The organism is Streptomyces sp. CB02009, assembly GCF_001905825.1.
Taxonomy (GTDB): Bacteria; Actinomycetota; Actinomycetes; order Streptomycetales; family Streptomycetaceae; genus Streptomyces.
In genome coordinates, this window is the sequence record NZ_LIVV01000007.1 from 107125 (window position 1) to 124746 (window position 17622).

A 17622-nucleotide genomic window follows, 5' to 3' on the forward strand; every position below is an offset into this window, starting at 1 on the left:
GGGGTGGCAGCATGGGGTGAGTGAGCGTCGCGCCTATTGAGATCGAACGTACGGAATCGGCCCAGGAGGTCTCCGCGGTCGTCGAACCCGACGTGCCCTGGGTGACCCTCGTGCACAACGATCCGGTCAACCTGATGAGCTACGTGACCTACGTCTTCCAGGCGTACTTCGGCTATTCCAAGGACAAGGCGCACAAGCTGATGCTCGACGTGCACCACAAGGGCCGTGCGGTGGTCTCCAGCGGCACCCGCGAGGAGATGGAACGCGACGTGCAGGCGATGCACGGCTACGGCCTCTGGGCGACCCTCACCCAGGACCGCGGCTGATGGCCGGCCACTTCGAGACCCTGCCCGGCGGCGGCGCGGCCGTCGCCCTCGACGACGTCGAGATCTCCATCCTGCGCTCCCTCGCCGTCCAGCTCATGGAGCTGATCGGGCCGGGCGACGAGCCCGCCAAGGACGCCGACCCGCTGGCAGCGCTCTTCGCGGAGGGCCCCAGCAAGCCGCCGTCCGACCCCGCCCTCAAGCGCCTCTTCCCCGACGCGTACGGGGACGACAGCGAGGAGCTGCGGGCGGCCGCCTCCGACTTCCGCCGCTTCACCGAGAACGACCTGCGCGCCCGCAAGCGCGACGACGCCCTCGTCGTCGTCCGCGCCCTCGACGGGCTCTCCGCCGAAGCCGCGGGCGAGGGCGGCGCCGTCCTGAAGCTGACCCCGGACGAGTCCCGCGCCTGGCTCGGCGCGCTCAACGACCTCCGGCTGACCATCGGCACCCGCCTGGAGGTCACCGACGAGGAGGGCGAGCAGCTGTACCGGCTGCCGGACTCCGACCCGCGCAAGCCGATGGTGATGGCGTACCTCTGGCTGGGGGCGCTCCAGGAGTCCCTCGTCGAGACCCTGATGTCCTGACGGCACCTCCCGGCGCCGCCCGGCGCCGCCCGGCACCTCCCTCCGGACGCCCCTCCGTGACGGGATGTTCGCTCAGCGGACGCTCAAATCCGGATAACGAATGCGTTATCAGAGCGTCCGCTTTGGCGTCTTGCATCCCTTTCGCCCGTCGCTTTCTGTGGCGTGCGCCACATCCAACTCCCTCGATCACGCGTCGGCCCGTGATAAATCTTCACGACCGCTCGGGGACGCCACCCCTGTTCCCGAGGGCGCTTGGACCGGCTGACCGCCGGTGGCACTCCATCCACATCCGGGGGGATCAGGATCTGATCCGCGGCAGACGCACTCGCAGTCGCGCGGATCAGCATGGAGAAAGGCGCACCACCATGACCTCTGTGCAGGTCGACAAGCAGCACGACGGCACCGACGGGGCCGTGGACGGCGGCGAGGGCTACCAGCGTGGCCTCGGCGCCCGGCAGATCCAGATGATCGCGATCGGCGGTGCCATCGGCACCGGCCTCTTCCTCGGCGCCGGCAAGGCCATCGCCAAGGCGGGGCCCAGCCTGATCCTCGCGTACGCCATCGCGGGCCTGGTCATCTTCTTCATCATGCGCGCCCTGGGCGAGCTCCTCATGTACCGCCCCGTGTCGGGCTCCTTCGCGGAGTACGCACGGGAGTTCGTCGGCCCCTTCTGGGGCTTCGTGACCGGCTGGACGTACTGGCTCTTCTGGGTCGTCACCGGCATCACCGAAGTCACCGCCGCGGCCACCTATATGACGTACTGGTGGGACATCCCGCAGTGGATCTCCGCACTGGTCTTCACCGTCATCCTCTACGGCGCCAACCTGATCTCCGTGAAGCTCTTCGGTGAGCTGGAGTTCTGGTTCTCCATGGTCAAGGTCACCGCCATCATCGGCATGATCCTGATCTGCGCCGGCATCCTCACCATCGGCTTCTCCGACGCCGGCGACACCGCCTCCGTGACCCACCTGTGGGACCAGGGCGGCTTCTTCCCCACCGGCATCGGCAACACGCTGATGACCCTGCAGATCGTCATGTTCGCGTTCCTCGCGGTCGAGCTGGTCGGCGTCACCGCCGGCGAGTCCAAGGACCCGAAGACCGTCCTGCCCAAGGCCATCAACACCGTGCCGTGGCGCATCGCCGTCTTCTACGTCGGCGCGCTGATCATGATCCTGTCGGTCGTCCCGTGGACCGAGTTCCAGCCGGGCGTCTCCCCGTTCGTCGCCGCCTTCGAGAAGATGGGCCTCGGCGTCGGCGCCGCCATCGTCAACTTCGTGGTGCTGACCGCCGCCCTGTCCTCCTGCAACTCGGGCATGTACTCCACCGGCCGCATGCTGCGCGACCTCGCGCTCAACGGCCAGGGCCCGAAGGTCTTCACCAAGCTCACCAAGAGCGGCACCCCGCTGCTCGGCCTGACCTTCTCGGCCTCGCTGATGCTGGTCGGCGTCTGGATCAACTACGTCGCCCCGGGCAAGGCCTTCGAGTACGTCGTCTCCTTCGCCACCATCTCCGGCATGTGGGCCTGGATCATGATCCTGGTCTGCCAGATCCGCTACCGGGCCAAGGCCAACCGCGGCGAGCTCCCCGAGTCCACCTTCAAGGCCCCGGGAGCCCCGTACACCAGCTGGTTCGCGCTCCTCTTCATCGGCATGGTCATCGTCATGATGGGCATCGACGAGGGCGCCCGCGTCTCCCTGTACGCGGCCCCGGTCTGGGGTCTCATCCTGGGCGTCTCCTACCTGGTCCTGAAGTCCCGCAACCCCGAGGGCGCCGCCTTCGCCAAGCGGTCCTGACCGGACCCCCCGGACGATCGCCCCGGGCCGTCCCCAAGCGGCGCTGACCTCGATCGTCTCGGCATACGGGCCGTTCCGTACCACTCCCCGGTACGGAACGGCCCGTCGGCTTATCCTGTCGGCATGCTGACCATCACCCGGGCCCTGTACGACCAGATCGTGGAACACTCCCGCGCGGACCACCCCGACGAGGCCTGCGGCGTGGTCGCGGGACCGGTCGGCACCGGCCGCCCCGAGCGGTTCATCCCGATGCTCAACGCGGCCCGCTCGCCCACCTTCTACGAGTTCGACTCCGCGGACCTGCTCAAGCTCTACCGCGAGATGGACGACCGGGACGAGGAGCCCGTCATCGTCTACCACTCGCACACCGCGACCGAGGCCTACCCGTCCCGCACGGACATCTCGTACGCCAACGAGCCCCAGGCCCACTACGTCCTCGTCTCCACCGCGGACAGCGACGGCGCGGGCCCCTTCCAGTTCCGCTCCTTCACCATCGTCGAGGGCGTCGTCACCGAGGAAGAGGTCAAGGTCGTCGAGGCGTACGACGCCTGAGACACTGACGGGGACCTACGGGCGGCAGGACCCAGGAAGCCGGTGCGAATCCGGCACGGTCCCGCCACTGTGACCGCCTCCTCCGGGAGACGGAAGCCAGGAACTGACCTGCCGCCTTCTCACCACCGATCGGGGACGTGGAAATCCCCGGAGGAGGCACGTTCCGTCATGTCCCGGCCCCGCCGCACCCGGCTGCCCCTGGCGCCCCTGCTGTCCGCCGCCGCACTGCTCCCGCTGCTCGCCGCCTGCTCGGCCCCCGCGACGGAGACCCCCGACGCCAAGGCCGCCCCGGGATTCCCGTACACCGTCTCCAACTGCGGTGTGAAGACGACCTTCAAGGCCCCGCCGAAGCGCGCGGTCACCATGAACCAGCACGTCACCGAGGTCATGCTCGCCCTCGGCCTGGAGAAGTCCCTCGTCGGCACCGCCTACCTCGACGACGCGATCCTCCCCGCCTACGAGAAAGCGTACGACTCCGTCCCCGTCCTCGCGAAGGAGTACCCCTCCAAGGAGGCCCTGCTCGCCGCGAACCCCGACTTCGTCTACGGCGGTTACTCCTCCGCCTTCTCGGGCAAGGACGGCCGCAGCCGCGACGACCTGAAGCGCGCGGGCATCGACACCCGGCTCAACACCGAGTACTGCCCCTCCGGTTCGCCGTCCGTCGACGACCTCTACCGCGAAGTCGACGAGATCGGGCGGACGTTCGGCGTCCCCGACCGGGCCGCGAAGTGGGTGTCCGAGGCGCGGACCACCGTCGCCGCCACCGAGAAGCGCCTCAAGGGCACCGCGCCCGTCTCCGTCTTCGTCTACGACAGCGGCGACAAGACCGCCTTCACCGCGGGCGGCAAGGGCATCGGCAACGAGCTGATCACCCGCGCCGGCGGCCGGAACGTCTTCGCCGACCTCGACAAGGCCTTCGGCGACGCCACCTGGGAGCAGGTCGTCGCCCGCAAGCCCGAGGTCGTCGTCATCTACGACTACGGCTCCACCACCGTCGAACAGAAGAAGAAGCGGCTCATCGGCGACCCGGCCCTCAAGGACGTCCCGGCGATCAAGAACCGCCGGTTCGCCGTGATGCCGCTCTCCGACACCGTCCTCGGCGTCCGCGTCCCCGCGGCCGTCGACAAGCTGGCCGCCCAGCTCCACCCGGCCCGATGACCCCGGAGCCCGCCCGCACGGCGAGCACACCGAAAGACCCGCCGCCGCCCGGTCCCCGAATCCCGACCCCCACCGATCCTGCGGACACCCCTGCCGGGGGGCCCGCAGGGGCGCCCGGTCGTGACCCGCGTCCCCGGGCCGGGTGGGCGGGGGTGGACCGGGGTGCGGGGGGCGGGCCGCTGCGGTACGTGGTCGTCGTCGCCGGGCTCCTCCTCGCCCTGGCCGCCGCCGTGATCGCCTCGCTCGCCCTCGGCTCCGTCCGCATCCCGCCCGGCCAGGTCCTCGACGCCCTCACCGGACGCGCCGCCGACCCCTCCCCGTACCGCACGATCGTCCTCGACGTACGCCTGCCCCGGGTCCTGCTCGGCGTGGTCGTCGGCGCCGGGCTCGCCGTCGTCGGCGCCGTCCTCCAGGCCCTCGTCCGCAACCGGCTCGCCGACCCCTTCCTCCTCGGGATCTCCTCCGGCGCCTCCGCGGGAGCCGTCCTCGTCCTGGTCGTCGGCGGGGGAGCGGGCCTCGTGAGCGGTGTGACCACCACGATCGCCATGCCCGCCGCCGCCTTCGCGGGAGCCCTGCTCGCCCTCGTCCTCGTCTACGGGCTCGCGCGCCGCGGCGGCACCCTGACCAGCACCCGGCTCGTCCTCGCCGGAGTCGCCGTCTCCTACATCCTGTCCGCGCTCGCCACCCTGCTCCTGGTCGTCGCCGGACGCCCCGAGCAGTTCCAGGAGGCCATGTACTGGTCCCTCGGCGGCCTCGGCAGCGCCCGCTGGGACACCCTGGTCCTGCCCGCCGCCGTTCTCGCCGTCGGCGTCGCGGTCCTCCTCACCCTCGCCCGCCCGCTCGACCTGCTCCTCGTCGGCGAGGAGGACGCCACCATCCTCGGCCTGGACACCGCGCGCTTCCGCGCCGCCGTCTTCGTCCTCGCCTCCCTTGTCACCGCCGTGATGGTCGCCGCCAGCGGAGCCGTCGGCTTCGTCGGCCTGATGGCGCCGCACGCCGCCCGGCTCGCCGTCGGCGCCCCGCACCGCCGGCTCCTCCCGGTCGCCGCGCTCGGCGGAGCGCTCGCCCTGGTCCTCGCCGACCTGGCCGCCCGGACCGTCGCCGCACCCCAGGACGTCCCGGTCGGCATCCTCACCGCCCTCACCGGCGGCCCGTTCTTCCTCTGGCTGATGCGCCGCCGCCCGGAAGGAGCACAGCCGTGACCGAACTGAGCCTGCACGGCCTCTCGTACGAGAACCGGCTCCGCTCCGTCGATCTCACCGTCCGGCCGGGCGAGACCGTCGGTCTCATCGGACCCAACGGCAGCGGAAAGACCACCCTCCTGCGCTGCGTCTACGGCACCCTCACCCCCACGGCGGGCCGTGCCCTCCTCGACGGCGACGACCTGCACGCCCTCGGCCCCAAGGCCCGCGCCCGCCGCGTCGCCACCGTCCCGCAGGACAGCGCCCTGGAGTTCGAACTCACCGTCGGCGAACTCGTCGCCCTCGGCCGCTCCCCGCACAAGCGGTTCTGGGAGGGCGACACCGGAGCCGACCGGGAGCGCGCCGCGGAGGCCCTCGCCCGGGTCGGCCTCGCCGACCTCGCCGACCGCCCGTACCCCACCCTCTCCGGCGGCGAACGCCAACGTGCCCTGGTCGCCCGCGCCCTCGTCCAGGACCCGGCCCTCCTCGTCCTCGACGAACCCACCAACCACCTGGACATCCGCCACCAGCTCGACGTCCTGGCCCTCGTCCGTACCCTGGGCACCACCAACCTGCTCGCGCTGCACGACCTGAACCTGGCGGGGGCGTACTGCGACCGGATCTACGTCCTGGAGCGTGGGAGGCTCGTCACCGGCGGCACACCCGCCGAGGTGCTCACCCCCGCCCTGCTTGAGGCCGTCTACGGGGTGGACGCCGAGGTCATCCCGCATCCGAGGACGGGGAGCCCCACCGTCCTCTTCCAGCACCGTCCGGCAGTCGGGCAGGAATCATCCACCATGTGAGATCACATTCCGAAACCCGGACCGGGAATCGATACGATGAGCCCATGGTTTCCCACGACGTGAGCGAAGAGACTCCGGGCACAGTCCTGCTCGTCGCGCGCCTGCACGTCGACCTGTGCCGCCTCGCCAGCGCGATCTGTTCGTCCCGCGCTGCGCTCTGAGCGACCGGCCGAGCGCACGTACGTACGACCCCCCTCCGCGCGGGGGCCCCAGCAGCGCGCCCATCACGCCACTTCCGACAGGAGCCCACGCCATGGCCATCGAGGTCCGCATCCCGACCATCCTCCGCACCTACACCGACGGCGAGAAGGCCGTCGAGGGCAGCGGCGGCACCCTCGCCGAGCTCTTCGCCGACCTGGAGTCCCGCCACGCCGGGATCGAGGCCCGCATCGTCGACGACGGCAAGCTCCGCCGCTTCGTCAACGTCTACCTCAACGACGAGGACGTCCGCTTCCTCGACGGCATCGACACCAAGCTGACCGACGGCGACAACGTCACGATCCTGCCGGCCGTCGCCGGTGGCATGGTCTGATCCACATGCGCTACGACTCCTCGCTGGCGGCGGTCGGCAACACACCGCTCGTCCGCCTCCCCCGGCTCTCGCCCTCGGACGACGTCCGCATCTGGGCGAAGCTGGAGGACCGCAACCCGACCGGCTCGGTCAAGGACCGCCCCGCGCTCCACATGATCGAGCAGGCGGAGAAGGACGGCCGACTCACCCCCGGCTGCACCATCCTGGAGCCGACCAGCGGCAACACCGGCATCTCCCTGGCCATGGCCGCCAAGCTCAAGGGCTACCGCATCGTCTGCGTCATGCCCGAGAACACCAGCGAGGAGCGTCGCCAGCTGCTCTCCATGTGGGGTGCCGAGATCATCTCGTCCCCCGCGGCGGGCGGCTCCAACACGGCGGTGCGCGTCGCCAAGGAGATCGCGGCGGAGAACCCGACCTGGGTGATGCTCTACCAGTACGGCAACCCGCACAACGCCGGCGCCCACTACGCCACCACCGGCCCCGAGATCCTCGCCGACCTGCCCTCCATCACCCACTTCGTGGCGGGCCTCGGCACCACCGGCACCCTGATGGGCGTCGGCCGCTACCTCCGCGAGCAGAAGCCCGACGTCAAGATCGTCGCCGCCGAGCCGCGCTACGACGACCTCGTCTACGGCCTCCGGAACCTCGACGAGGGCTTCGTACCGGAGCTGTACGACGCCTCCGTCCTCACCACCCGCTTCTCCGTCGGCTCCGCCGACGCGGTCACCCGCACCCGCGAACTCCTCAAGCAGGAGGGCATCTTCGCGGGCGTCTCCACGGGCGCGGCCCTGCACGCGGCCATCGGCGTCGGCAACAAGGCGGTGAAGGCGGGCGAGAGCGCGGACATCGCCTTCGTCGTCGCGGACGGCGGCTGGAAGTACCTCTCGACGGGCCTCTACACGGCCGCGACGACGGAGGAGGCCATCGCGGCGGTCCAGGGCCAGCTCTGGGCCTGAGCCCCTGCGGCCCTGCGACTCCGGTCCAGGGCCGGCTCGGGGCGGCCTGAGCCCTGCGGCTCCGCCCCGCCCAGCGCCCCGAAGGCCCGCACAGCGCTCAGGCGCTCAGGCGCCATCCCGACAGCGCTCACGCACCACCGCGCTCACGCGCTACCGCGCCAGATGGCGGACCCGGTCCCAGAGGACCGGGTCCGCCGTTCCCGCTTTCCGCCGGAAGTCGCCCACCGGCACCTCGCGGAGCTCATCCGTCTCCAGGAAGCTCGGCCGCCCCTGCGCGTCCCCCACCGCACCCGGCGGCAGCGCGATCACCCCGGGCCGCTCGTCGTGGTACTTGCTGGTGATCTTGGCGACGAGCGCGCTGTGCCCCCGTACCGACAGCACGAGACAGGGCCGGTCCTTCGACCCGGGCCCGTCCTCGAAGGGCACGTCCGCCCACCAGATCTCCGCGGCCCGCGGCAACCGCGACGGAGCCTTCCGCGGCCCGGTCGGCCGGGCCGGCGGCCGGGTCCGCCCCGACGGGCGGCCCGCCGGGCGCCCCTGCGCACGCCCCGAGGGGCGGCGCGACGACCGCCGCCACCCGTCGGCGAGCGCCACCACCAGAGCGATCACCACGACCGCGACCAGCGCGGGCCACCACGACGTGTCCATACCTCAAGAAGGTACCGGCGCGCCGCTCACGGCGCCGAGGCGGCCCGCCATCCATCCGAACCGGTGACAGAGCCCGTGAGTTCGCCCACAACGGGCCACCGCAAAGGAGCGACAGGCCCTGGAGCGCCTTACGCTCGACAGACCGCACAGCCTCCCCCTTCCTCAGCGCGCTTTCCGTATCCGTCCACGGAGGTTCACGCTCCATGAAGCTCACCGTCGTCGGCTGCTCCGGGTCGTTCCCGTCCGCGGATTCGGCCTGTTCGAGCTACCTCGTCGAGGCCGACGGCTTCCGGCTGCTCCTCGACATGGGCAACGGCGCCCTGGGCGAGCTGCAGCGACACATCGGTCTGTACGACCTCGACGCGATCTTCCTCAGCCATCTCCACGCCGACCACTGCATCGACATGTGCGGGTACTTCGTCGCCCGCTACTACCGGCACGAGGGCGGACGCTGCGACGCGCTCCCCGTCTACGCCCCGGAGGGCGCCGAGCAGCGCCTGACCACGGCGTACGCGGACACCCCCTCGCCCAGCTCGATGAGCGAGGTCTTCGACTTCCGCACCCTGAAGTCGGAGGCCTTCGAGATCGGCCCGTTCTCCGTCCGTACGGAGAAGGTGTGCCACCCGGTGGAGGCGTACGGCATCCGGGTCGAGCACGACGGCCGCTCGCTGACGTACTCCGGGGACACCGGGGTCTGCGAGTCGCTGCACAAGCTCGCCGAGGGCACCGACCTCTTCCTCTGCGAGGCCTCCTTCACCCACGGCAAGGAGGACATCCCGGCCCTCCACCTCAACGGCCGCGAGGCGGGCGCCGAGGCGACCCGCTCGTCGGTGGGCCGGCTCGTCCTGACCCACATCCCGCCGTGGACGGACGGCGAACAGAACCTGGCGGACGCCCGCCAGGTCTACTCGGGTCCGTCGGAGCTGGCGAGACCGGGCGCGGTCTACGAGGTCTGAGCCTTGCGCGGACACGGGGAAGGCCCCGGAACCTGTCGGTTCCGGGGCCTTCCCTTTCGTGCGGACGGAACTCACGCCTTGGTGAGGTCCTCGATCTCCTCGTCGGGCTCGCGGCCCGGCGTCGGGAGGTTGAACTTGGTGATCGCGAAGCGGAAGACCACGTAGTAGATCGCCGCGAAGACGAGACCGATCGGGATGATCAGCCACGGCTTGGTCGCGAGGTTCCAGTTCAGCAGGTAGTCGATGCCGCCTGCCGAGAAGGTGAAGCCCGCGTGGACACCGAAGGCCCAGGTGACGGCCATGGACACGGCGGTCAGGACGGCGTGGATCGCGTACAGGACCGGCGCGATGAACATGAAGGTGAACTCGATCGGCTCCGTGATGCCGGTGACGAAGGAGGTCAGCGCGAGGGAGACCATCATGCCCATCACGGCCTTGCGGCGCTCGGGGCGAGCGGCGTGGGCGATGGCGATGGCGGCGGCCGGGAGGCCGAACATCATGATCGGGAAGAAGCCCGACATGAAGATTCCGGCGCTCGGGTCACCGGCGAAGAAGCGGTTGAGGTCACCGTGGACGACCTCGCCGGCGGCGTTGGTGAAGTCGCCGATCTGGAACCACGAGACGGTGTTCACGAACTGGTGCATGCCGACGGGGATCAGCGCGCGGTTGATGAGACCGAAGAGGCCGGCGCCACCGGCGCCCAGGCCGGTCATCCACTCGCCGAAGTTGGAGATGCCCTCACCGATGGGCTCCCAGACCAGACCGAACACGACACCGACGAGGGTGCCGACGAAGGCCATGATGATCGGGACGAGACGGCGGCCGTTGAAGAAGCCGAGCCAGTCGACGAGCTTGGTCCGGTGGAACTTCTGCCACAGGACGGCCGCGATCAGACCCATCAGGATGCCGCCGAGGACACCCGGGTTGTTGTACTTCGCGGCGACGTCGACGCCCTTGTTGGCGGTCGTGTTGACGACGGCCTCGGCGACGGGGAAGGCCTTCAGCACGTTGCTGTAGACCAGGAAGCCGACCAGTGCGGCCAGGGCGGTGGAGCCGTCCGCCTTCTTGGCGAAGCCGATGGCGACACCGATGCAGAAGAGCAGGGGCAGGTTGTCGAAGACCGCGCCGCCGGCGGTGGCGAAGACGGAGGCGACCTTGTCCCAGCCGAGCCCGTCCTTTCCGAAGACGTCGGGCTGGCCGAGACGGAGCAAGATACCCGCGGCCGGCAGGACGGCGATCGGCAGCTGCAGGCTGCGACCGACCTTCTGCAGGCCCTGGAACAGGCCGGATCCGCGCTTCTTCGCGGGAGCGGCGGCCTGGGCGGTGGCCGTACTCATCAACTTCCTCCAGTAAGGCAAGGCGCCGCCAGGGGACCGGGGAAGGGGGGACGGCGACGTCTCGTGGAACGCGGTGGTCTGGACCGCGTGGTCTACACCAATGAGTGGTGTAGACCAGTTGTAGCACGTGAGACTTAGATAAGGAACCTGCGAATTTTGTGTGCTCAGCCATAGCTGGAAATGCACGACATAAGGCCCCCGGACCGTCAGGTCCAGGGGCCTTTCGCGGGGCTTACGGGAGGGACGAAAGCCTCGAAACGGTCAGGCTCCGCGGGGTGGTCGCGGCGCTACTTGACGTTCTCCCGCTCCATCTCGTCGCCGATCTCGTCCGGCTCGCGGCCGGGTGTCTGGAGGTTGAACTTCGTGATCGCGAACCTGAAGATCGCGTAGTACACCACCGCGAACGCGAGACCGATGGGGATGATCAGCCAGGGCTTCGTCGCGAGGTTCCAGTTGATCACGTAGTCGATCAGACCGGCCGAGAAGCTGAAGCCGTCCTTCACGCCGAACGCCCAGGTCACGGCCATCGATACACCCGTGAGCAGGGCGTGGACCGCGTACAGCAGCGGGGCGATGAAGAGGAACGAGTACTCCAGCGGCTCGGTGATGCCGGTGACGAACGACGTCAGTGCCACCGACAGCATCAGACCGCCGACCTCCTTGCGGCGGTGCGGCTTCGCGCAGTGGGTGATCGCGAGCGCCGCCGCCGGCAGCGCGAACATCATGATCGGGAAGAAGCCCGTCAGGAACTGGCCGGCGTTCGGGTCGCCCGCGAGGAACATCGGGATGTCGCCGTGGACCACCGTGCCGTCCGGCTTCTCGTACGTGCCGAACTGGAACCAGATCGGCACGTTGAGGAACTGGTGCAGGCCGATGACCAGCAACGCCCGGTTCGCCACGCCGAAGATGCCCGAACCCCAGGAGCCGAGGCCGACCAGCCAGTCGCTGAAGCTCTCCAGCGCGTCACCGATCGGCGGCCAGATCCACAGGCAGATCGCGGCGAACGCGATCGCCACGAAGGTCATGATGATCGGGACGAGGCGGCGGCCGTTGAAGAAGCCCAGCCAGTCGACCAGCTTCGTCCGGTGGTAGCGCTGCCACAGGTACGCGGTGAGCAGACCCATCACGATGCCGCCGAAGACACCGGGGTTCTGGTACGTGTAACCCGCGAAGGAGTCGTCGAGGGCGAGGCAGCCGCCGCCGATGTCCTTCGAGCCCGACGGGCAGTCCTTCGGGAACTGGCGCAGCACGTTGTAGTAGACGAGGAAGCCGACGACGGCCGCGAGCGCGGTCGAGCCGTCTGCCTTCTTCGCCATGCCGATCGCGACACCGATGCAGAAGAGGAGCGGCAGGCCGAGGTTGCCGTCGAGCAGCGCGCCGCCCGCACCCGCCATCACCTTGGCGACGTTGTCCCAGCCGAGACCGTCCGCGCCGAACACGTCCGGCTGCCCGAGCCGGTTGATGATGCCCGCGGCCGGGAGGACGGCGATGGGGAGCTGGAGGCTGCGGCCCATCTTCTGGAGGCCCTGGAAGAGTCCGCCCCACACGGACTTCTTCGGCCGTGCCGCAGCGCTGTCGGTACTCATCGGCGTCCTCCCTGCCCGGAACAAGCCGGGTCCGCGTCTCGTTGCACACTGGTGTAGACCAGTTGCGATAGGCTCCCCGGAGCCCGCTGAGGACAGGCCGCCGGTGATCGTCATCTTTCGGCAGAACGGCGGCACTCGCTCGCGAAGTTGGGCCAACCGTGGGTTACCGTGACAAAGCGGACCACCGGTGCGCCGAGATTCGCGTACGCGCGAACGGAACGGACAGGGAGAAACACATGGCCAGCAAGGCTGAGAAGATCGTCGCCGGGCTCGGCGGCATCGAGAACATCGAAGAGGTCGAAGGCTGCATCACCCGCCTGCGCACCGAGGTCGTGGACCCGTCCAAGGTCGACGAGGCCGCCCTCAAGGCCGCCGGCGCCCACGGCGTCGTCAAGATGGGCACCGCGATCCAGGTCGTCATCGGCACCGACGCCGACCCGATCGCCGCCGACATCGAAGACATGATGTAAGCAGCCGCATCAGCTGAAGGGCCCGTTCCGGCAGGGGAACGGGCCCTTCGTCATGCCCGGCCCGGCAGGGGAACAGCCCCCTCCCCGCGTCCCGCTAGGCTCGTCCCATGTCTCGTATCGACGGCCGTACCCCCGAACAGCTCCGCCCCGTCACCATCGAACGCGGATGGAGCAAGCACGCCGAGGGCTCCGTCCTCATCTCCTTCGGCGACACCAAGGTCTTCTGCACCGCCTCCGTCACCGAAGGCGTCCCGCGCTGGCGCAAGGGCAGCGGCGAAGGCTGGGTCACCGGCGAGTACTCCATGCTCCCGCGGGCCACCAACACCCGCGGCGACCGCGAGTCCGTCCGCGGCAAGATCGGCGGCCGCACCCACGAGATCTCCCGCCTCATCGGCCGCTCCCTGCGCGCCGTCATCGACTACAAGGCGCTCGGCGAGAACACCATCGTCCTCGACTGCGACGTCCTCCAGGCCGACGGCGGCACCCGTACCGCCGCCATCACCGGCGCGTACGTCGCCCTCGCCGACGCCGTCGCCTGGGCCCAGGGCAAGAAGCTCGTCAAAGCCGGCCGCAAGCCGCTCACCGGCACCGTCGGCGCCGTCTCCGTCGGCATCGTCGACGGCGTCCCCCTCCTCGACCTCTGCTACGAGGAGGACGTCCGCGCCGACACCGACATGAACGTCGTCTGCACCGGCGACGGCCGCTTCGTCGAGGTCCAGGGCACCGCCGAGGCCGAGCCCTTCGACCGCGACGAACTCAACGCCCTCCTCGACCTCGCCTCCGGCGGCTGCGCCGAACTCGCCGAGATCCAGCGCAAGGCCCTCGAAGGAACCCTCTGACCCCGCACTGCGTCCTGACGGGCGGGCAGCCCGGTACGATCCGTGCGCCCGCCCGTCCGCGTGTACGTATCTGGGGGAGGACCCGCCTTGAAGCGCCGTCTCGCACTCGCCGTGGCCACGGCCGCCGCACTCACCACCGTCCTGAGCGGCTGCGGAGCCCTCGACAAGGCCATGGACTGCGTCAAGACCGCCGACGCCATAGCCACCTCGGTGAGCAACCTTCAGCAGGCGGTCTCCAACGCCTCGAACGACGCCACCCAGATCGAGGAGTCCCTCAACTCCATCTCCACGGAACTGGGCAACCTCAAGAACACCACCGACAACGCCGACCTCTCCAAGGCGGTCGACGACCTCACCAAGGGCGTCGACACCGTCCGCGCCGCCGTCAAGAACGGCGACACCACGCCGGACATCACCCCCGTCACCGACGCGGCCACCGAGATCGGCAAGGTCTGCACCCCGGGATAATCGGTGGCATGACCCGTCTGATCCTCGCCACCCGCAACGCGGGCAAGATCACCGAACTCCACGCGATCCTCGCCGACGCAGGTCTCGACCTGGAACTCGTCGGCGCGGACGCGTTCCCCGAGATCCCCGACGTCAAGGAGACCGGCGTCACCTTCGCGGAGAACGCCCTCCTGAAAGCCCACGCCCTCGCCCAGGCCACCGGCCTGCCCGCGGTGGCCGACGACTCCGGCCTGTGCGTCGACGTCCTCAACGGCGCCCCCGGCATCTTCTCCGCCCGCTGGTCGGGCACGCACGGCGACGACCGCGCCAACCTGGACCTCCTGCTGGCCCAACTCTCCGACATCGCGGCCGAACACCGCGGCGCCCACTTCGCCTGCGCGGCGGCCCTGGCCCTGCCCGACGGCACGGAACGCGTCGTCGAGGGCACGATGCCGGGCACCCTCCGCCACACCCCGGCCGGCACGAACGGCTTCGGCTACGACCCGATCCTCCAGCCGGAGGGCCACGACGTGACCTGCGCCGAACTGACCCCGGCGGAGAAGAACGCGATCAGCCACCGGGGCAAGGCGTTCCGCGCCCTCGTCCCGGTGGTGCGGGAACTGCTGGGCTGAGGCCCCAAACAGCCGTGAGGGGCCGTCCGGATCGGACGGCCCCTCACGTATGGTGCGGCCGGTGGGACTCGAACCCACACGGGCTTTCGCCCACTGGGACCTAAACCCAGCTCGGCTGCCAGTTACGACACGGCCGCGTGCACCGTCATCGTAGCGGGCGCCGCCCGTTCGGATCAGCCCTCCGGCGGCGTCCGCCCCGCCGCCGCGCACCCGCGGGCGTGCGGCGGCCAGAGCCGGTCAGAACCTCGGTTCCGGGGCCTGGGCCATCACGATCTCGGCCGCTTCCTCCGGGGTCTCCACCGAGGGCGGGGAGCCCTCAAGGGGCTGCCGGGCCGTCTCCTTCATGCAGGCGACGGCGATCACACCGACGAGCGCCGCGCCCATCGCGTAGTACGCCGGCATCAGGTTGCTGCCGGTCGCGCCGATCAGGGCCGTGATCACCAGCGGGGTCGTACCGCCGAACAGCGACGCCGACAGGTTGTAGCCCACCGACAGGGAGCCGTAGCGGACGTCGGTCGGGAAGAGCGCCGGGAGCGCCGCCGACATCGTGCCGAGCAGGCAGACCAGGGACAGGCCGAGCATCACCATGCCCGCGGTGATCGCCGGGATGCCGCCCTGTCCGATCAGCAGGAACGCGGGCAGCGACAGGAAGAAGAAGCCCAGCATGCCCGCCATCAGCAGCGGCTTCCGCCCGAAGCGGTCGCTCAGCCGGCCGACCTGGGTGATGACCAGCATCAGCAGGACCATCACGAGCAGCAGGATCAGCAGACCATGCGTCTCGCTGTAGCCGAGTTCGTCGGAGAGGTACGTCGGCATGTACGACAGCAGCATGTAGTCGGTGATGTTGTACGCGCCGACCAGCGCGATGCAGAGGATCAGCGTCGGCCACTGCTGCCGGAATATCTTCGCCAGGTCGCCCTTGGTGGAGGTCTCGACCGCGTCGGCGGCGTCGGAGGCGCGCGCCGAGTCGCTCTCCAGCTTCTGGAAGGCGGGCGTCTCGTCGAGCCGCAGCCGCAGGTAGAGGCCGACCAGGCCCAGCGGGCCCGCGACGAGGAACGGCACGCGCCAGCCCCAGGCCTCCATGGTGTCGGAGCCGAGCCAGGTGGTGAGCGCGGTCACGAGGCCGGCCGCGGCGACGTAGCCCGCGAGGGTGCCGAACTCCAGGAAGCTGCCGAAGTAGCCGCGGCGGCGGTCGGGGGCGTACTCGGCGATGAAGGTGGAGGCGCCGCCGTACTCGCCGCCGGTGGAGAAGCCCTGGAGCATCCGGAAGAGGATCAGGAGGACCGGCGCCCAGAAGCCGATGGAGGCGTACGAGGGGATCAGGCCGATCGCGAAGGTGCCGACGGCCATGAGGATCATCGTGAGGGCGAGGACCTTCTTGCGGCCCAGCCGGTCACCCATCGGGCCGAACACCATGCCGCCGAGCGGGCGGACCAGGAAGGCCACCGCGAAGGTCGCGAAGGACGACAGCAGCTGGACGGTGTCGTTGCCCGAGGGGAAGAAGACATGGCCGAGGGTGACGGCGAGGTAGGCGTAGATGCCGAAGTCGAACCACTCCATGGCATTGCCCAGCGAGGCCGCCTTCACGGCGCGCTTGACGGCCGCCTCGTCGGTGACCGTGATGTCGGTGCGCCGCAGTCTGGGCTGCCGCCGCCGGGTGACGGCCTTGAACAGCAGCGGATGACGCCGCTGGGCCTCGGGATCGGCGACGGGGCCGTCGCTGTCTGTGGCCGGCATGGCCGTACGTCCTCTCTCCGGGAAAAGCTCCAGAGGACCTTCTGCACGGTCATGCCGTTCACAAACGGAAGTCGTCCGGGATTGGGACGTCCGTCACGTCGTCGGCGCGGTGGTTCAGGCCTCGATGGAGAGGTCCCTGAGGATCTTGGCCACGTGGCCCGTCGCCTTCACGTTGTAGAACGCGTGCTCCACCTTGCCGTCCTCGTCGACGACGACCGTCGAGCGGATCACGCCGGTCACCGTCTTGCCGTAGAGCTTCTTCTCGCCGAAGGCGCCGTAGGCCTCCAGGATCTCCTTGGACGGGTCGCCGACCAGCGTGACCTTGAGGTTCTCCTTCTCGCGGAACTTCGCCAGCTTCTCCGGCTTGTCCGGCGAGACGCCGATGACGTCGTAGCCCGCCGCCGCGAGCACGTCCAGGTTGTCCGTGAAGTCGCAGGCCTGCTTCGTGCAGCCGGGTGTCAGCGCGGCCGGGTAGAAGTAGACGATGACCTTGCGGCCCTTGTGGTCCGCGAGGGAGACCTCGTTGCCGTCCGCGTCGGGCAGGGTGAAGGCGGGGGCGGTGTCGCCGGGCTGCAGTCGCTCGCTCATGGCTGGCTCTCCTCGAGATCGTTCGCGTACGCATTCAGAGCCTAATGGGGGTCGGGGACAGCCCGGCGGCGGCAGAGCTGACAGACTGTCCACAAGGACCGATCAACGACCGGATCACGACCCACCCGGATCACGACTACGGAGGCAGCGCGGTGTCGGAGGCCAGGACCCCTGCGCAGATCGAGGCGGACATCGTCCGCCGGCGCGAGCAGCTCGCCGTCACTCTCGACGAGATCGGCATTCGGATGCACCCGAAGACGATCATCGGGGATGCGAAGGCCAAGGTCGCCTCGACGGTCGACCAGACCGCCGGACGCGCCTTCGTCGCCGTCAACCGGGTCGTCTCGGACGTGAAGGCACGTTTCACCCATGAGGACGGCGCTCCCCGCCTGGAGCGCGTGGTGCCGGCGGCGCTCGTCGCCGTCGCGGTCATCGGACTGCTCGCCGCCTCCTCCCGCAAGGGAAAGGGATGACCCCTCCCCGCTCCGGGTTCCGTATCC

General features: G+C 69.9%; 21 protein-coding genes, 1 tRNA gene and 1 riboswitch. Of the genes, 16 read left to right on the forward strand and 6 right to left on the reverse strand.

The features are described from left to right. Positions 1-20: 20 nt before the first annotated feature. The 10 genes from clpS (at position 21) to AMK27_RS27285 (ending at position 7882) form a co-directional block, all read left to right on the forward strand. A complete protein-coding gene (gene clpS, locus AMK27_RS27245) occupies positions 21-326 on the forward strand; it encodes an ATP-dependent Clp protease adapter ClpS (protein ID WP_073913426.1) in 306 nt (101 codons plus the stop codon). After that, a complete protein-coding gene (locus AMK27_RS27250; protein WP_073913429.1) occupies positions 326-907 on the forward strand; it encodes a DUF2017 domain-containing protein in 582 nt (193 codons plus the stop codon). The genes clpS and AMK27_RS27250 overlap by 1 nt, the downstream gene beginning before the upstream one ends. Before the next feature lie 365 nt (positions 908-1272). Further along, on the forward strand, positions 1273-2700 hold the full coding sequence (locus AMK27_RS27255) for an amino acid permease (protein WP_030324932.1): 1428 nt from the start codon (positions 1273-1275) through the stop codon (positions 2698-2700). Positions 2701-2823: 123 nt separating this feature from the next. Further along, complete coding sequence (locus AMK27_RS27260) at positions 2824-3252, forward strand: Mov34/MPN/PAD-1 family protein (protein ID WP_073913431.1); 429 nt, start codon at positions 2824-2826, stop codon at positions 3250-3252. Then, positions 3245-3378: riboswitch (cobalamin riboswitch) on the forward strand. It overlaps the preceding gene by 8 nt. A 42-nt stretch (positions 3379-3420) precedes the next feature. Then, positions 3421-4410, forward strand: a complete 990-nt coding sequence (locus tag AMK27_RS27265) for an ABC transporter substrate-binding protein (protein ID WP_073913434.1) — start codon at positions 3421-3423, stop codon at positions 4408-4410. Between the two features lie 152 nt (positions 4411-4562). Continuing rightward, positions 4563-5612, forward strand: coding sequence for a FecCD family ABC transporter permease (locus tag AMK27_RS27270; RefSeq protein WP_073913436.1), 1050 nt, complete (start codon positions 4563-4565; stop codon positions 5610-5612). Further along, positions 5609-6394, forward strand: coding sequence for an ABC transporter ATP-binding protein (locus AMK27_RS27275; RefSeq protein WP_073913438.1), 786 nt, complete (start codon positions 5609-5611; stop codon positions 6392-6394). Before AMK27_RS27270 ends, AMK27_RS27275 begins: the two co-directional genes overlap by 4 nt. Positions 6395-6438: 44 nt before the next feature. Next, positions 6439-6555, forward strand: coding sequence for a putative leader peptide (locus tag AMK27_RS44380; RefSeq protein ID WP_315986240.1), 117 nt, complete (start codon positions 6439-6441; stop codon positions 6553-6555). A gap of 92 nt (positions 6556-6647) precedes the next feature. After that, a complete protein-coding gene (locus tag AMK27_RS27280; protein WP_073913441.1) occupies positions 6648-6926 on the forward strand; it encodes a MoaD/ThiS family protein in 279 nt (92 codons plus the stop codon). Positions 6927-6931: 5 nt separating this feature from the next. Beyond that, the gene (locus AMK27_RS27285) at positions 6932-7882 is read left to right on the forward strand and encodes a PLP-dependent cysteine synthase family protein (RefSeq protein ID WP_073913442.1); all 951 of its coding nucleotides are present in this window, start codon (positions 6932-6934) and stop codon (positions 7880-7882) included. 150 nt (positions 7883-8032) lie between these two features. Here AMK27_RS27285 and AMK27_RS27290 read toward each other — a convergent pair whose 3' ends face one another. Further along, complete coding sequence (locus AMK27_RS27290; RefSeq protein WP_073913445.1) at positions 8033-8530, reverse strand: type II toxin-antitoxin system PemK/MazF family toxin; 498 nt, start codon at positions 8528-8530, stop codon at positions 8033-8035. 203 nt (positions 8531-8733) lie between these two features. On the opposite strand from AMK27_RS27290, the gene AMK27_RS27295 reads away from it, so the two are divergent. Then, a complete protein-coding gene (locus tag AMK27_RS27295; protein ID WP_073913446.1) occupies positions 8734-9486 on the forward strand; it encodes an MBL fold metallo-hydrolase in 753 nt (250 codons plus the stop codon). 71 nt (positions 9487-9557) lie between these two features. Here AMK27_RS27295 and AMK27_RS27300 read toward each other — a convergent pair whose 3' ends face one another. Together AMK27_RS27300 and AMK27_RS27305 are read right to left on the reverse strand one after the other, a co-directional pair. Continuing rightward, positions 9558-10823 carry a PTS transporter subunit EIIC gene (locus AMK27_RS27300; RefSeq protein WP_073913449.1) on the reverse strand — a complete coding sequence of 422 codons (1266 nt, stop codon included), beginning with the start codon at positions 10821-10823 and terminating at the stop codon, positions 9558-9560. Between the two features lie 287 nt (positions 10824-11110). Then, the gene (locus tag AMK27_RS27305; protein ID WP_073913451.1) at positions 11111-12409 is read right to left on the reverse strand and encodes a PTS transporter subunit EIIC; all 1299 of its coding nucleotides are present in this window, start codon (positions 12407-12409) and stop codon (positions 11111-11113) included. Positions 12410-12606: 197 nt separating this feature from the next. On the opposite strand from AMK27_RS27305, the gene AMK27_RS27310 reads away from it, so the two are divergent. The 4 genes from AMK27_RS27310 to rdgB all read left to right on the forward strand — a co-directional run bounded on the left by AMK27_RS27310 (position 12607) and on the right by rdgB (position 14797). Then, positions 12607-12879, forward strand: a complete 273-nt coding sequence (locus AMK27_RS27310; RefSeq protein WP_073914414.1) for a glucose PTS transporter subunit EIIB — start codon at positions 12607-12609, stop codon at positions 12877-12879. Positions 12880-12986: 107 nt separating this feature from the next. Continuing rightward, positions 12987-13718: a ribonuclease PH gene (gene rph / locus AMK27_RS27315; RefSeq protein ID WP_073913454.1), complete on the forward strand. Its 732-nt coding sequence runs from the start codon at positions 12987-12989 to the stop codon at positions 13716-13718. Between the two features lie 87 nt (positions 13719-13805). Then, positions 13806-14186: a hypothetical protein gene (locus AMK27_RS27320; RefSeq protein WP_073913457.1), complete on the forward strand. Its 381-nt coding sequence runs from the start codon at positions 13806-13808 to the stop codon at positions 14184-14186. 8 nt (positions 14187-14194) lie between these two features. After that, complete coding sequence (gene rdgB / locus AMK27_RS27325; protein ID WP_073913460.1) at positions 14195-14797, forward strand: RdgB/HAM1 family non-canonical purine NTP pyrophosphatase; 603 nt, start codon at positions 14195-14197, stop codon at positions 14795-14797. A gap of 50 nt (positions 14798-14847) precedes the next feature. Here the strand turns inward: rdgB and AMK27_RS27330 are convergent. From AMK27_RS27330 to bcp, 3 genes are all read right to left on the reverse strand, one after another. Continuing rightward, positions 14848-14934: transfer RNA gene (locus AMK27_RS27330), tRNA-Leu, on the reverse strand. A gap of 100 nt (positions 14935-15034) precedes the next feature. Continuing rightward, positions 15035-16534, reverse strand: coding sequence for a glycine betaine/L-proline transporter ProP (gene proP / locus AMK27_RS27335; RefSeq protein WP_073913463.1), 1500 nt, complete (start codon positions 16532-16534; stop codon positions 15035-15037). A gap of 114 nt (positions 16535-16648) precedes the next feature. Continuing rightward, complete coding sequence (gene bcp / locus AMK27_RS27340; protein ID WP_073913466.1) at positions 16649-17122, reverse strand: thioredoxin-dependent thiol peroxidase; 474 nt, start codon at positions 17120-17122, stop codon at positions 16649-16651. A gap of 152 nt (positions 17123-17274) precedes the next feature. Here bcp and AMK27_RS27345 point away from each other — a divergent pair, with 152 nt between their 5' ends. Then, complete coding sequence (locus tag AMK27_RS27345) at positions 17275-17595, forward strand: DUF3618 domain-containing protein (protein WP_073913470.1); 321 nt, start codon at positions 17275-17277, stop codon at positions 17593-17595. Positions 17596-17622: the final 27 nt, after the last annotated feature.